Here is a 12837-nt window from a genome sequence, read left to right as displayed (position 1 = left end):
GTTCATCGTGGCCCGCGCCCGTCGGCGGCGGCCCGCGACTGCGGCGATCTGGGGACGAACGTGCGCCGGCGGGAGATGTGGAGGAGGCGCCGCACCCCGCAGGGGTGCGACGCCTCCGTCGCGGCCGGGAACGAGCCCGGCCGCGGATCACACGGCCTTCTGGCCCTTCTTGCCGACCACGACCGTGACGGTGTCGGTCGCGGTGTTGCCCGCCGCGTCCGTCGCCGTCCACGTGAAGCGGTAGACGGCGCCGTTGACGGCCGTGACCTCGACCGACCGGTCGCCGGTCTGCGTCCACGAGCCGCCGCCGGTCACCTCGACGTCGGTGAGCGCGACCTGGACGTCACCCGCGCTCTCGTCAGCGGCATCCACCGAGAAGTTCACCGTGGCGGCCTTCTTGTTCGGCGGCATGATGACGGACTGGTCGGCCGTCACCTCGATGGTCGGCGGCGTGACGTCCGGCGGGGTGAGCTTCAGGCCCACGATCACCGGGTCGTGGTCGCTCGAGCGGTACGGGTCGGGCGCGTAGAGCGCGTCCTGCGCCGGGAGCTTGAACGACATGTCGTAGTCGATGAGGCTCGGCTCGTCGGCGTTGATGTGCCACGCCGCCGCACCCGTCACGTCGGCGGCGAGCGCCGACTGGGCCAGGGCGTAGTCGAGGTAGCCCGACTGACCGTCGAACACGTACGAGTACGCGTGCTCGCCGCCGAACTGCTTCTCGAGGTCGGTGAAGCCGCCGTTCACGAACGCGTCGATCGAGTCCTCGTGGTCGTACGAGTTGAGGTCGCCGATCACGATGGCGCGCCCGTCGGGCGCCACGGTCTCGTTCAGCCACGTCGAGAGGGCCGTCGCGGCCGCGGTGCGCGTCGCGCTGCAGTTGCCCTGGCCGTCGCCGAGGTCGGGGCTCTCGGTGCACGCCGAGCCCTTCGACTTCAGGTGGTTCACCGACACCACGAACTCCTCGCCGGTCTCGGTCGACGCGAACCGCTGGGTGAGACCCGGACGGTTGCGGTTGTCGAGCCAGGCCGGGTCGACGGCGCTCGTCATGAGCTGGAAGTCGCCCACCGGGGTGACGGCGGACGGCTTGTACAGCAGCGCCGTCGTGATCGCGTCGCCGCCGATCACGCCCGTCGTGACCGGGACGTACGTCCCCGCCCCGACCTGCGCGTTCAGCGTGTCGGCGAGGGCCTGCACCGCCGTGCCGTTGTTCTCGATCTCGAGCAGGCCGAACACGTCGGCGTCGATCGCCGCGAGCGCCGAGACGATCTTCGCCTGCTGACGCTGGAACTCCTCGGCCGTGTCGGCACCGCGGAAGTAGTCGTCGTCGTTCGAGTTCGTCGGCGTCGGGTCGAGCGAGGTGAAGTAGTTCAGCACGTTGAAGCTCGAGATCTTCAGGTCACCGCCGACCTCCGGCACGCCGGGGCGCGGGTTGCCGACGGTGAAGTCGGCGCCCTCGGTGGGCTGCACGCCCCACACGTCGAAGCGGTAGTCGAGCACGCCCGTGGCGTTCTGCACGAGGTCGCCGCTGCGGAACGAGTGCTCGAGCGTGAACACCTGGCCGTCCGGGTGGATCGCCGGGTCGGGGTTCTGCGTGCCGCGACCGTCGTCGAGCGTGATGCTGTTGTCGAGGTTCGCCGCGGCCAGCGCGTTCGCCTCGGCGCCGGGCTCGACGACCGCGGTGGGCGTGTCCAGGCGCCCGTTCGTGAGGGTGATCGTGCCGAACCGGCCGAACTCGAAGGTCTCGCCGATCGCCAGCTGCTGCGGGAGCGTCACGTACATGCCCTCGAGCGCTTCGCGCTGAGCGGTGGATGCCGGCAGCGTCAGGGCCGTCGGGGCCGGCAGCGCCTGGCCGGTCGCGCAGACCTCGACGTCGGCGGCGACGATCTCGGTGAGGCCGAACTGCTCCTTGACCCCGCCGAACACGCTCACGACGTCGCCGGTCGCGACGGCTGCGCCCGCGGGGGCGTAGACGAAGACGCCGTCGGAGGTCGCCGCATCGCCGTCTCCGGCGTCCTGCACGTAGTAGCCGTCGAAGCCGCCGGTCTGGAAGTCTCCGACGACCGTGCCCTTGACCAGCACGTTCTGCCCCGCGACGGGTGAGGCCGCGCCCGAGCCCTGCACCGACCCGATCGTGACGGGGGCCGCGGTGCAGTCCGCGCTGCCGCCGGGGCCGGGGCCACCGCCGGGGTTCGCGCCGATGCCGGGCACGCCCAGTCCGTCGAAGGTGTCGGTCGCGAAGCCGACCCACTCGACCGACGGGTCGAACGCGTTCGAGCCGTCCGGATCGCCCACCGTCACGGAGGCGGCGCGACGCAGCGTGTTGTCGGCCGTCGAGGTGAGGCCGGTGCCCCACTCGGTGCCGGGGTCGACGCCGATCTGGCCGAAGACGTCGACGGCGGTGGTGCCCTTGACGAGGGCGACGGCGTCGTCGCCGTTGAACAGGCCGACGTTCGCGGTCTGGTTCGCGTGATCGAGGATGGCCTGCGACGCCAGCGCGTGGGCGAAGACGAACACGCCGCCCGCGGGCACGGTGCCGGTGAGGTTCACCGGCGCGGCGGCGGTCGTGCCGCCGTTGAAGTACTGGAGCAGCTTGTAGCCGTCGGCTGCGAGGTCGACGGCGACCCCCGACGAGTTGTAGATCTCGATCGCCTTGTTGTTGGACGATCCCTCGATGTACTCGCTGATGAGCAGATCTCCGGATGCCGCCGACGCGGGTGCGACGGCGGCCACGGCGCCGGCGGCGCCGAGGGTGAGCGCCGCGAGTGCGGCGACGAGTCTGCGGGGCGGATGGGACACAGGACCTCCACGGGACGGAAGGCGGCGGGTGCGCCGCACATGAGAACACGGGCGGTCTGTCGCCACCCGTTCGTCACAAGCTAGAGCCGCGGCATCCCTCACCGGAAGACCCTGGGGACACGAACCCTTAACGTTCGGTGTCGTCTCGGTCCAGAATGGAGGTCATGACCGCCGGCGACGTGGCACCCTTCCGTGTCGTGTTCGTCTGCACCGGCAACATCTGCCGTTCGCCGATGGCCGATGTGGTCTTCCGGGGATTCGCGGATGCCGCCGGCCTCGGTCCGCGCGTCGCGTCGACGAGCGCGGGGACCGGCGACTGGCACGTGGGCGAGCGCGCCGACCAGCGCACCATCGAGGCCCTGGCGCGCGCCGGCTACGACGGATCCCACCACCGTGCGCGGCAGTTCACCCACACCGACTTCGCGCGCAGCGACCTCGTGGTCGCACTCGACCGCAGCCACGAGCGCATCCTGCGCGGCTGGGCGCGCAGCGAGGCCGACGCCGACAAGATCGCGCTGCTGATGTCATTCGACCCGTCGGCGCACAGCCTCGACGTCCCCGACCCGTACTATGCGGGCCCCGGGATGTTCGACGAGGTGCTCGGTATGATCGAGAGCGCGAGCCGGTCGCTCTTCCGGCAACTCGAACCCGCGATCCGCCCGGTGTCCTGACCGGGAGTGCGGCGACGTCTTCGACGACACCGACGGGAGCCACCGTGACCTCTCTTCCTCCGCAGCCCCTCAGCCCCCTCGACGGCCGTTACCGTGCGGCCGTCGGCGAGCTCGGCGAGTTCCTCTCCGAGGCGGGCCTGAACCGGGCGCGCGTCGAGGTCGAGGTCGAGTGGCTGATCGCGCTCACCGACCGGGGGCTGTTCGGCACGTCGCCTCTGTCGGACGACGACAAGGCGAAGCTGCGCGCGCTGTACCGCGAGTTCGGGCAGGCCGAGATCGACTGGCTCGCCGACAAGGAGGCGGTGACGCGTCACGACGTCAAGGCCGTCGAGTACCTCGTGCGCGACCGGCTCTCGTCGCTGGGCCTCGACGCGGTCGCCGAGCTCACGCACTTCGCGTGCACCAGCGAGGACATCAACTCCACCTCGTACGCCCTCACCGTTCGCCGGGCCGTGGAGCGGGTGTGGCTGCCCAAGCTGCGCGAGGTCGTCGCGACGCTGTCGGCGCTGGCGGTCAGGCACCGCGACGCCGCCATGCTGTCGCGCACGCACGGCCAGCCGGCGACCCCGTCCACGATGGGCAAGGAGCTCGCCGTCTTCGCGTGGCGCCTGGACCGCGTCGCCGACCAGATCGAGCGCGGCGAGTACCTGGCCAAGTTCTCGGGCGCCACCGGCACGTGGTCGGCGCACCTGTCGGCTGCGCCCGAGGTCGACTGGCCGTCGGTCTCGCGGGAGTTCATCCAGGGGCTCGGGCTGGACTTCAACGTTCTCACGACCCAGATCGAGTCGCACGACTGGCAGGTCGAGCTGTACGACCGGGCACGGCACGCCGGCGGCATCCTTCACAACCTCGCGACCGACATCTGGACCTACATCTCGATCGGCTACTTCACGCAGATCCCCGTCGCCGGCGCGACCGGCTCGTCCACGATGCCGCACAAGATCAACCCGATCCGCTTCGAGAACGCCGAGGCCAACCTCGAGATCGCCGGCGGCCTGTTCGCGACGCTGTCGCAGAAGCTCGTGACCTCGCGCCTGCAGCGCGACCTCACCGACTCGACGACGCAGCGCAACATCGGCGTCGCGTTCGGCCACTCGCTGCTGGCGCTCGACAACCTGCAGCGCGGGCTCGGCGAGATCTCGCTCGCCGAGGACGTTCTGCTGGCCGACCTCGACGCGAACTGGGAGGTGCTCGCCGAGGCGATCCAGACCGTCGTGCGCGCCGAGATCGCCGCGGGCCGCTCGAAGATCAGCGACCCCTACGCGCTGCTGAAGGACCTCACGCGCGGCCGCCGCGTCGGCGCCGCCGAGCTCGCCGAGTTCGTCCGGGGGCTCGACATCGGCGACGACGCCAAGGAGCGCCTGCTCGCCCTCACCCCCGCGACGTACGACGGCCTCGCGTCGAGGCTGGTCGACGAGCTGGGCTGACGCGGCTCGGTGGGGTCGCGGGGTCGCGGTCGCAGTCGTGGCGATCTCGGCGACTCGCCAGGAACTACGCCCCGCACCCGTCGTTCGTGGCGACTCGCCAACAACGCCCCGGATGACCTCGCGCCCGGCGCAACCCGCCGGTCCTGGCGACTCGCCAAGATCGACACGCGACACCCGCCGTTCCTGGCGACTCGCCAACAACGCCCCGGATGACCTCGCGCCCCGCGCAACCCACCGTTCTCGCGACTCGCCAAGATCGACACCCAACACCCGCCGTTCCTGGCGACTCGCCAAGATCGACACCCAACACCCGCCGTTCCTGGCGACTCGCCAACAACGACGTGAGGACTGCGCCCTGCGCGGCGCCACAGAGCAGCGGAGGCACCCCCGGCCCGACGTGCCCGGCCCGGTGCAGCGCGGAAGCGCGGGTGTCAGGCCTTCGGATCGGGGGATGCCGCGTCGCCGGGCTTCTCGTCCTTCGCGGCCTTCTCGCCGGCGGCGGGCTCGTCCGGCAGCAGCACGGGCTTGTCGATCTGCTTGGTGATCTGCGCCGGGTCGACCGCGAGCAGCAGCAGCGACACGATCAGCAGGACGGCGATGAAGCTGACGCCGGCGATGACGAGGGCCGTGATCACCGCGCGCGAGGCCTCGTCGGCGGTCCGCTGCTGGAAGAAGCCCATCGAGACGAGCGTCACGACGCCGGCGAACAGGGCGGCGCCGAACGCCATCGCGAGCAGCTGCAGGGGCTTGAGGAGGTCGCGGCGGGTGGGGCTTTCGTGGCTCACAGGGAGTCCTTCCGGTCTGCCTGCTCGGCGGGCGCGGGCGCCTCGGCCGGGACGGCGACGGCGCGCGGCGAGAAGCCTGCGATGCCGAGGTAGACGGCGACGATCGCGGCATAGCCGCCGAACAGTCCGACGCCGATGGTGATGCCCGTCAGCGTGCCGGTGACGCCGGCCTCGTCGAGGCGGTAGGTCAGCGAGTACGCGGGCTGCACGAACAGCAGCGCGATGCCCAGCAGGATCGTCACCGCGCCGACGACGACGGCGTCGCGGCTCTCGGAGCGAGGACCGGCGGGCACCACGGGGCGCGCATCGGCGACGCCGGGGACGATCTCACGGCGTTCGGTGCGCGCCTTCAGGCCGCGCCAGCCGACGACGAGCTCGAGGATGCCGCTCAGGATCGCCCAGGCGATCACGATGACGAAGTAGCCGGTGACGGTGCGAAGCGGGAACAGCCCGCTCGCCATGCCCGCAACGATCGTGACGACGCCGAGCGCGAGGGATCCCCACCGCCGTCCGGCCGGGTATACGAGCCACGCGGCCAGCAGGTGCACGAACGCCGTCGCGATCGCGAAGCCGCTGAAGACGGCGGCGCCGACGCCCGCCGAGTGGTCCGGCGAGAACGTGATCATGAGGGCCGCGATCGCCGCGAAAGCGGCGCGTGCGAGCTGCACATGGCGCACGTCGAACGTGCGGGATTCGGCTGTGGTCACGGTGATCCTGCGAGCGGCGGATTCCCAGGACTGGGAAACGGATGCCTCCAGTCTACGTGGGCCGAACCTCGGCGTTCCCCGTGGCCGGGGCCGCCGGCATCCCGTCACTCCAGCGTGTCGAGGATGCCGGTCAGCAGCTCGAAGGTGGTGAGCGGCGAGATGATCGCGAAGCGCAGCACGGGTTCGCCGCGATGCGCGCTCGGCACCACGAAGCCCTGCTGGTCGTCGAGGAGCTTGGCCGACCACGCCTCGTAGTCGGCGAGACTCCAGCCGTCGCGGCGGAACACGACCACCGACAGCTGCGGCTCGCGCACGAGCGAGAGCCCGTCACGGGCGTCGATCTCGTCGGCGATGCGGCGGGCGAGGTCGACGCCGTGCGCGATCGTCGCGCGGTACTGGTCGGTGCCGTGCGTCGCGAGCGAGAACCACAGCGGCAGGCCGCGGGCCCGGCGGGTGAGCTGGATGGCGAGGTCGGACGGGTTCCAGTCCGGCTTGCCGGTGAGGGTGTCGAGGTACTCCGCCTTCTGCGTGTGGGCCTCCAGCGCCTGCGCCGGATCGCGGTAGATGAGCGCGCACGCGTCGAACGGTGCGAACAGCCACTTGTGCGGGTCGACGATGAGCGAGTCGGCGAGGCCCACTCCCTCGAACGCCGGCCGCAGCTCGGGCACGAGCATCGCCGCGAGCCCGTAGGCGCCGTCGACGTGGAACCACACCCCGCGTTCCCGGGCCGCGGCGCCGACCCCCGCGATGTCGTCGACGATGCCGAAGTTGGTGGTGCCTGCCGTCGCGACGACGGCGAACACCGCGTCGCCGTGCTGGTCGAGCACGCGGGCGACAGCCTCGCCGCGCAGGCGTCCGTCGGCATCCACCTCGGCGGGGGCGACGTCGACGTCCATGACGGCCGCGGCCGACGCGATCGACGAATGCGCCTCGGCGCTGCAGACCACGACCCACCGCGCAGGCGCCTCCCGCCCCTCCGATGCCGCACGCCGGCGTGCGGCATCCCTCGCGGTCACGAGCGCCGAGAGGTTTCCGATCGTGCCGCCCTGGACGAAGACGCCGCCCGCGGCCGCCGGCATCCCGAACTCCTTCGCGAGCCAGTGCAGCACCTCGTTCTCGGCGAAGACGGCGCCCGCGCCCTCCATCCACGAGCCCCCGTAGACGGCGGATGCCGACACGACGACGTCGAACGCCAGCGACGCCTTGCTGGGTGCCGAGGGGATGAACGACAGGTAGCCCGGGTGGTCGGTCGAGATGCACGCCGGGGCCAGGACGTTCTCGAACAGCGCGATCGCGCGGCGCGCGCCGATGCCTGCAGCAGTGATCGAGCCAGACGCCAGGCGGTCGAGGTCGCGCGGGGTCATCGGCTTGTCGAGCGGCACGTCCGGGTACAGCGCGCGCCGGCGCGCGTAGTCCAGCACGTCGTCGACGGCCCGCTCGGTGTCGGGTGAGATCGCGTGCATGTGATCGGGCGGCGTCGCAGGCATGGCGGCTCCTCGGTCGACGGTGACGGCTGCAGATCACGCTATGCGATCGGGCAGGAATGGAGAAGCGAGCGGATGCCGCGGCCCGTAGCGTGAAGGACATCAGGCGCACAGCGCCCCGAGCGTGAAAGGAAATGGATCATGGCCGGGAAGGCATCCGAGACCCTGTCCGACATCGAACGCGCGGCTGTCAAGCAGCGCGCCAAGGAGCTGCGGGAGCAGGCGAAGGCGGGCAAGAACCGCGAAGCCGGGCTGAAGCAGATCCAGGAGGCGATCGACAAGCTCGACGGACTCGACAAGCAGATCTCCACGGGCCTGCGCGACCTCGTCCTCGACGTGGCGCCGGAGCTCATGCCGCGCACGTTCTACGGTTTCGTCGCGTTCGCGAACGCCGACGGAAAGGTTGTGGTCTTCCACCAGCCGGCCAGCAAGTTCAAGACGCGCTACGGGACGATCAGCTTCGACGACCCCGCGCACCTCGACGACGGCGACGTGTGGCCGGTGAGCTTCGCCGTGCTCGCGTGGAACGCCGACATCGAGGCGAAGTTCCGCGAGCTCGTCAAGGCCGCCGTCTCCTGACCGACGGCGGCGCCGCGGCGCTCACGACAGGAAGTCCAGCGCCGCTTCGCGGAAGACGCGCGATCCGGGCGCGTTGAAGTGGTGGCGCCCCGGGATCTCGAAGAACGTGCCGTTCGGGGCGGTCGCGGCAAGGGCCCGCGACCGCTCCAGGATGGCGTCCTCGGTGCCGGTCGCGAACAGCACGGGCTGCACGGGCGGCCGCTCGGGGTCGGGGTCGGCGTCGCCGAACCGCATGCCCTCGGCCAGAGCGATGAGCGCGCGCAGATCGTTGTCGCGCACGCGCTCGGCCAGCCGCACGTAGTTCTGCGTCACCGGATCCTCCACCGGCGTGCCGTGCTCCGCGTACGCGCGCGCCTGTTCGATGCGCAGCCGGCCGAGCGGACGACCGTCCGGGATGCCGCCGAGAACGGCTCGTCCGACGTGCTCCGGCGCGTCGACCGCGAGCTGCCACCCCACGCGCGCGCCGAGCGAGTAGCCGACATAGCGGACGTCGTCGACGAGGTACGTGTCGAGGACCGCCATCAGGTCGCCCACGAACGCGGCCATCGAGTACGCCTCCGCCACGTGGGGCTTGTCGCTGGCGCCGTGGCCGCGCTGGTCGACGCCGATGACGCGGTAGCCGGCGCTCGTCAGCATCCGCACCCAGTCGGTCTCGACCCAGTTGTCGCGGCAGCTGGAGGCGAAGCCGTGCACGCACAGGACGGTGTCGGCATCCGGCTCACCCCACGAGTACGTCGCGATCTGGTACCCCTCCGCCGACATGACGTAGCTCGGGTGGGGCATCTCGGTGCGCAGGATCGGCGCGACGGCATCCATACCGCCATTCTGCTCCCGCCCGGGGGCCGGGCGGCCGCCGCCGGAGCGGGTCACAGCGTGTCCCACTCGCGCGCGCGTTCGACCAGCGTGTCGATGACGCGCGCGGTGGCGGGCGTCGGCGCGGCGGCCGAGGCGATCGCCAGATACAGCGTGTTGAGCGGCACCTCGTCGGGCCGGTGCAGCACGACGACGGTCCCGGCGTCGATGGCGGGCTGGGCGACGTAGCGGGGAAGGGCCGAGACGCCGGCGCCCGCGACGACCGCCGCCAGCACGCCCCGCAGGTCGGGCACGATCAGGGCGACAGGGTTGGCGGGCCGCTGCCCGAACTGACTGCGCCAGTACCGCCGCACGATCGACAGGTCGTCGTCGTACGCCACCAGCGGCAGGTGCTGGAGGGCCGCGGCCGGCGCGGCAGCAAGGCGTGCCGGATCGACGGCGCGGGCGGCGGCGGGCGGTCCGACCAGCACGAATTCCTCGTCGACCAGGCCGCGGTAGCGGACGCCGCGGATCGGCGCCCGCACCGACGACACCACGATGTCGAGGCCGCCGTCCGCGAGCAGGGCCAGCAGGTCGTGCGCGAGGCCGAGCGTGAAGGCGATCTGCACGCCGCTCGCCGTGAGCGGGGCGAGTGCGGGGATCACCCGAGCCGCGGTGACGTCGCTCGCTCCGCCGACGCGCACCGTCTCGACGGCGACCGGCGCCCGTGCCGTCCACACGTCGCGCAGCCGGTCGACGGGGTCGGCGATCCGCGCGGCGAGCGCGTCGCCCGCCGCGGTCGGGGCGACGCCCCGGGCCGAGCGCACCAGCAGGTCGGCGCCGAGCTCGCTCTCCAGCCGCGCGATCCTCTCGCTCACGGCGGGCTGACTCACGCCTAGGCGGGCGGCCGCGGCGGTGAGCGAGCCCGCACGGTGCACCTCGAGGAACGTGTGGAGCAGGTCGAGCTCTTGCATGCGGCATCCACTCATCAAGAAATCTATGGCTGCGACCCAGAGTACGAAATGAACGCGATGGATGCCTCGTTCCTGACGTGAGCGGTTCGCATGAGCCGCCGAACACGAGGAGAAGACATGGCACACGTACTCATGGCGGTCACCGGCGCCGACACGATCGAGCTGACCGACGGATCGGCGCACCCGACAGGATTCTGGGCGGAGGAGCTCGTCGAGCTGCACCGGGGGCTGACCGCGGCCGGCCACGACGTGACGATCGCGACGCCGGGCGGCGTGCGGCCGCCCGTGGACCCGGGCAGCCTCTCGGGCGACGACGCCGATGAGCTGCGCGCCTATCTGGCGGGCATCGACGATCTGCTCGCGCACCCGCGTCCCCTCGGCGAGGTGGCGGACGGGGAGTACGACGCGATCGTGCTGCCAGGGGGCCACGGTCCGATGGTCGACCTCGCCGTCGACCCCGACCTCGGCCGCCTGCTCGTGGACGCGGTCGACCGCGACGCCGTCGTGGGGGTGCTGTGCCACGGACCGGCGGGACTGCTGAGCGCCGTGCGCGCCGACGGCTCGTTCGCCTTCGCCGGGCGCCGGATCGCCGTGTTCACCGATGACGAGGAGCTCGAGGGCGGGCTGGGCACAGCGACCCCGTACCTCGTCGCATCGCGGCTGGCCGAGCGCGGCGCGGTCATCGCACCTGCGGCGCCGTGGTCGGTCGAGGTCGTGCGCGACGGCACCTTGGTGAGCGGCCAGAATCCGCCCTCGAGCATCGCGACGGCGCAGCGCCTGGTCGAGGTGCTGGCCGAGCGCTGAAACGGGCAGGCTACACACCTCGTGGCCACCTGACAACCCTCCTGAGGTCCGGGCGGCACCCGCCTAACGTCGAGGGCACGCGGACCACGCCGGAGCCATCCGCTCCGCGGGGGTCGCAGAACCGTCCACCACACGAAGGGAGATCCGATCATGGGTCTGGGAGACGACATCAAGCACAACGCCGAAGACATGAAGGGCAAGGTCAAGGAGAAGGTCGGCGACGCGACCGACAACGAGCGCATGCAGGCCGAAGGTGTGGCCGAGCAGGCCGGGGCCAAGGTCAAGAAGGCCGGCGACGACGTCAAGGACGCGCTCACCGACGACCGGTGACCTGCCACGACGATGCCCGGGAGCAGCGAGGCTCCCGGGCATCGTCGTGTCCGTCACACCACGGGCTGCTGCAGCTCCGTGACCCACGTCGACTGCGGCCCGTCCGCCTGCAGGTACACCTCGCGGCACGGGCCCGAGAACTCGCCGCCGTCCGCGACGACGGCCTGCATGAACGCTCCCCACGCCGCCCCGATGCCGCTCATCTCACCCCGGTAGGTGGTGACGGCGGCACGCTCGACGGCGGGCAGCTCAACGACCTGCCACGCGTCGTCCTCGACAGGCTCGTCGTCGGCGATCCACGAGACCCACACGCGCAGGTCCTCGGTCCCCTCGATCGGCTCGTACCAGAAGATGCCGGGCTCGCGGTAGGCGACGCCCGAGGCCTCCAGCGCGTCGTGCAGTCCGGGCAGAACCTCGTCCACGGCGCCGGGCACGTTGTCGCTGCCGGCGGCGACGGCCGAGGCGGCGTACACGGTGACGGGGTCGAGGCGGCGATAGTCGACGGTGGTCATCTCAGTCTCTCCTTCGAGGTGGCGGAGCTGTTCGTCCAGACGCGCAAGGCGCGCGGTGTCGGCGGCGACGCTCGCGACGAGGTCTGCCCGGCGGCGCTGCAGCACGCGGCGGAGCGCGACCTGCTCGTCGTCGGCGCGCAGCACAGCGACGGCGTCGTCGAGCGGGCAGCCGAGATCGCGCAGCTGCGCGATCCGCAACAGCGGTGACAGCTGCTGCGGCGCGTAGCGCCGGTACCCCGTGCGATCGTCGACCTCGGCCGGCACGAGCAGGCCGATCGCGTCGTAGTGCCGCAGCATCCGCACGCTGACGCGTCCGAGAGCGGCGAACTGTCCGATGGTGTACATGGTGAGGACCACGTTCGACGATGACACAGTGTGAGGGTCAAGGGAACAATGTCCCTGTGATGCCCATCGTCGTGCTGGTCGAGGGCGAGAGCGATCGGGTCGCTCTCGAGACCCTCGCCGCACGGATGGGGATCGGGATGCCGGCGGTCCTCGTCGTCGGCGGATCCAAGGGTGCGCGACGCGCGGCCGGCGCGTCGACCGCGGAGCGGCTCATCGGGCTGGTCGACGTCGGCGAGCGCGCCGACTTCGAGCGCGTGCTCGACACAGTGTTCGTGTGCGACCCCGGCCTGGAGGGCGAGTTCGTGCGCGTACTGGGGGTCGCGGGCGTCGAGGCGGTGATCCACGCGCAGGGCGAGCTGGGCTCGTTCCGAAGGCTGCAGCAGCAGCCGTTCCAGCGAGGCCGACCGCCCGAGGCGCAACTCGCCCGGTTCTTCGGCGGCCGCAGCGGCAACAAGGTCCGCTACGCCCGGCTGCTGGCCGAGGCGGTGCCGCTCGACCGTATGCCGGCGCCGCTCGCCGGGCTGCTGGCCTTGCTCTGACCCGCGACCGCACAGCGGCGATGAGATGAGGGCGCTCTCACGTCGTGCTCGCCTGCCGTTCACGTGATCGCCGCGACCGCGTCGCGGACCGG

Annotated in this window: 13 protein-coding genes; 6 read left to right on the top strand and 7 right to left on the bottom strand. The window is 71.6% G+C overall.

Translation table 11 applies throughout. The annotated features are described in order from the left end of the window. Window positions 1-147 precede the first annotated feature (147 nt). Window positions 148-2796, bottom strand: coding sequence for an ExeM/NucH family extracellular endonuclease (locus tag JNB62_RS03595; RefSeq protein WP_220299493.1), 2649 nt, complete (start codon window positions 2794-2796; stop codon window positions 148-150). A 164-nt stretch (window positions 2797-2960) separates the two neighbouring features. On the opposite strand from JNB62_RS03595, the gene JNB62_RS03590 reads away from it, so the two are divergent. Together JNB62_RS03590 and purB are read left to right on the top strand one after the other, a co-directional pair. Further along, window positions 2961-3467, top strand: coding sequence for a low molecular weight protein-tyrosine-phosphatase (locus JNB62_RS03590; protein WP_220299492.1), 507 nt, complete (start codon window positions 2961-2963; stop codon window positions 3465-3467). A gap of 44 nt (window positions 3468-3511) precedes the next feature. After that, window positions 3512-4894 carry an adenylosuccinate lyase gene (gene purB, locus JNB62_RS03585; RefSeq protein WP_220299491.1) on the top strand — a complete coding sequence of 461 codons (1383 nt, stop codon included), beginning with the start codon at window positions 3512-3514 and terminating at the stop codon, window positions 4892-4894. Window positions 4895-5325: 431 nt separating this feature from the next. On the opposite strand, the gene JNB62_RS03580 is transcribed toward purB, so the two are convergent. The 3 genes from JNB62_RS03580 to JNB62_RS03570 form a co-directional block, all read right to left on the bottom strand. After that, complete coding sequence (locus tag JNB62_RS03580; protein ID WP_220299490.1) at window positions 5326-5679, bottom strand: amino acid transporter; 354 nt, start codon at window positions 5677-5679, stop codon at window positions 5326-5328. Further along, window positions 5676-6386 (bottom strand): acyl-CoA synthetase, encoded by a 711-nt coding sequence (locus JNB62_RS03575; protein ID WP_220299489.1) that lies wholly within the window; start codon window positions 6384-6386, stop codon window positions 5676-5678. The genes JNB62_RS03580 and JNB62_RS03575 overlap by 4 nt, the downstream gene beginning before the upstream one ends. Window positions 6387-6490: 104 nt before the next feature. Further along, window positions 6491-7873: a pyridoxal phosphate-dependent decarboxylase family protein gene (locus JNB62_RS03570; RefSeq protein ID WP_220299488.1), complete on the bottom strand. Its 1383-nt coding sequence runs from the start codon at window positions 7871-7873 to the stop codon at window positions 6491-6493. Window positions 7874-8011: 138 nt separating this feature from the next. Here JNB62_RS03570 and JNB62_RS03565 point away from each other — a divergent pair, with 138 nt between their 5' ends. Further along, window positions 8012-8449, top strand: a complete 438-nt coding sequence (locus JNB62_RS03565) for a hypothetical protein (protein ID WP_220299487.1) — start codon at window positions 8012-8014, stop codon at window positions 8447-8449. 21 nt (window positions 8450-8470) lie between these two features. Here JNB62_RS03565 and JNB62_RS03560 read toward each other — a convergent pair whose 3' ends face one another. Together JNB62_RS03560 and JNB62_RS03555 are read right to left on the bottom strand one after the other, a co-directional pair. Then, a complete protein-coding gene (locus JNB62_RS03560; RefSeq protein ID WP_220299486.1) occupies window positions 8471-9265 on the bottom strand; it encodes an alpha/beta fold hydrolase in 795 nt (264 codons plus the stop codon). Window positions 9266-9315: 50 nt separating this feature from the next. Next, window positions 9316-10215, bottom strand: coding sequence for a LysR family transcriptional regulator (locus JNB62_RS03555; RefSeq protein WP_220299485.1), 900 nt, complete (start codon window positions 10213-10215; stop codon window positions 9316-9318). A 117-nt stretch (window positions 10216-10332) separates the two neighbouring features. On the opposite strand from JNB62_RS03555, the gene JNB62_RS03550 reads away from it, so the two are divergent. Then, complete coding sequence (locus tag JNB62_RS03550; protein WP_220299484.1) at window positions 10333-11019, top strand: type 1 glutamine amidotransferase domain-containing protein; 687 nt, start codon at window positions 10333-10335, stop codon at window positions 11017-11019. Window positions 11020-11169: 150 nt separating this feature from the next. Further along, window positions 11170-11349 carry a CsbD family protein gene (locus tag JNB62_RS03545; RefSeq protein WP_220299483.1) on the top strand — a complete coding sequence of 60 codons (180 nt, stop codon included), beginning with the start codon at window positions 11170-11172 and terminating at the stop codon, window positions 11347-11349. Between the two features lie 53 nt (window positions 11350-11402). On the opposite strand, the gene JNB62_RS03540 is transcribed toward JNB62_RS03545, so the two are convergent. Further along, window positions 11403-12233, bottom strand: coding sequence for a MerR family transcriptional regulator (locus JNB62_RS03540; RefSeq protein WP_308291712.1), 831 nt, complete (start codon window positions 12231-12233; stop codon window positions 11403-11405). Window positions 12234-12265: 32 nt separating this feature from the next. Here JNB62_RS03540 and JNB62_RS03535 point away from each other — a divergent pair, with 32 nt between their 5' ends. Further along, complete coding sequence (locus JNB62_RS03535; protein WP_220299554.1) at window positions 12266-12745, top strand: ATP-dependent endonuclease; 480 nt, start codon at window positions 12266-12268, stop codon at window positions 12743-12745. Window positions 12746-12837: the final 92 nt, after the last annotated feature.

It is taken from the genome of Microbacterium jejuense, from assembly GCF_019511665.1.
GTDB lineage: Bacteria > Actinomycetota > Actinomycetes > Actinomycetales > Microbacteriaceae > Microbacterium > Microbacterium jejuense_A.
Note: the sequence above shows the minus strand (reverse complement) of the source record. Positions and strands in the feature narration are given on the sequence as shown.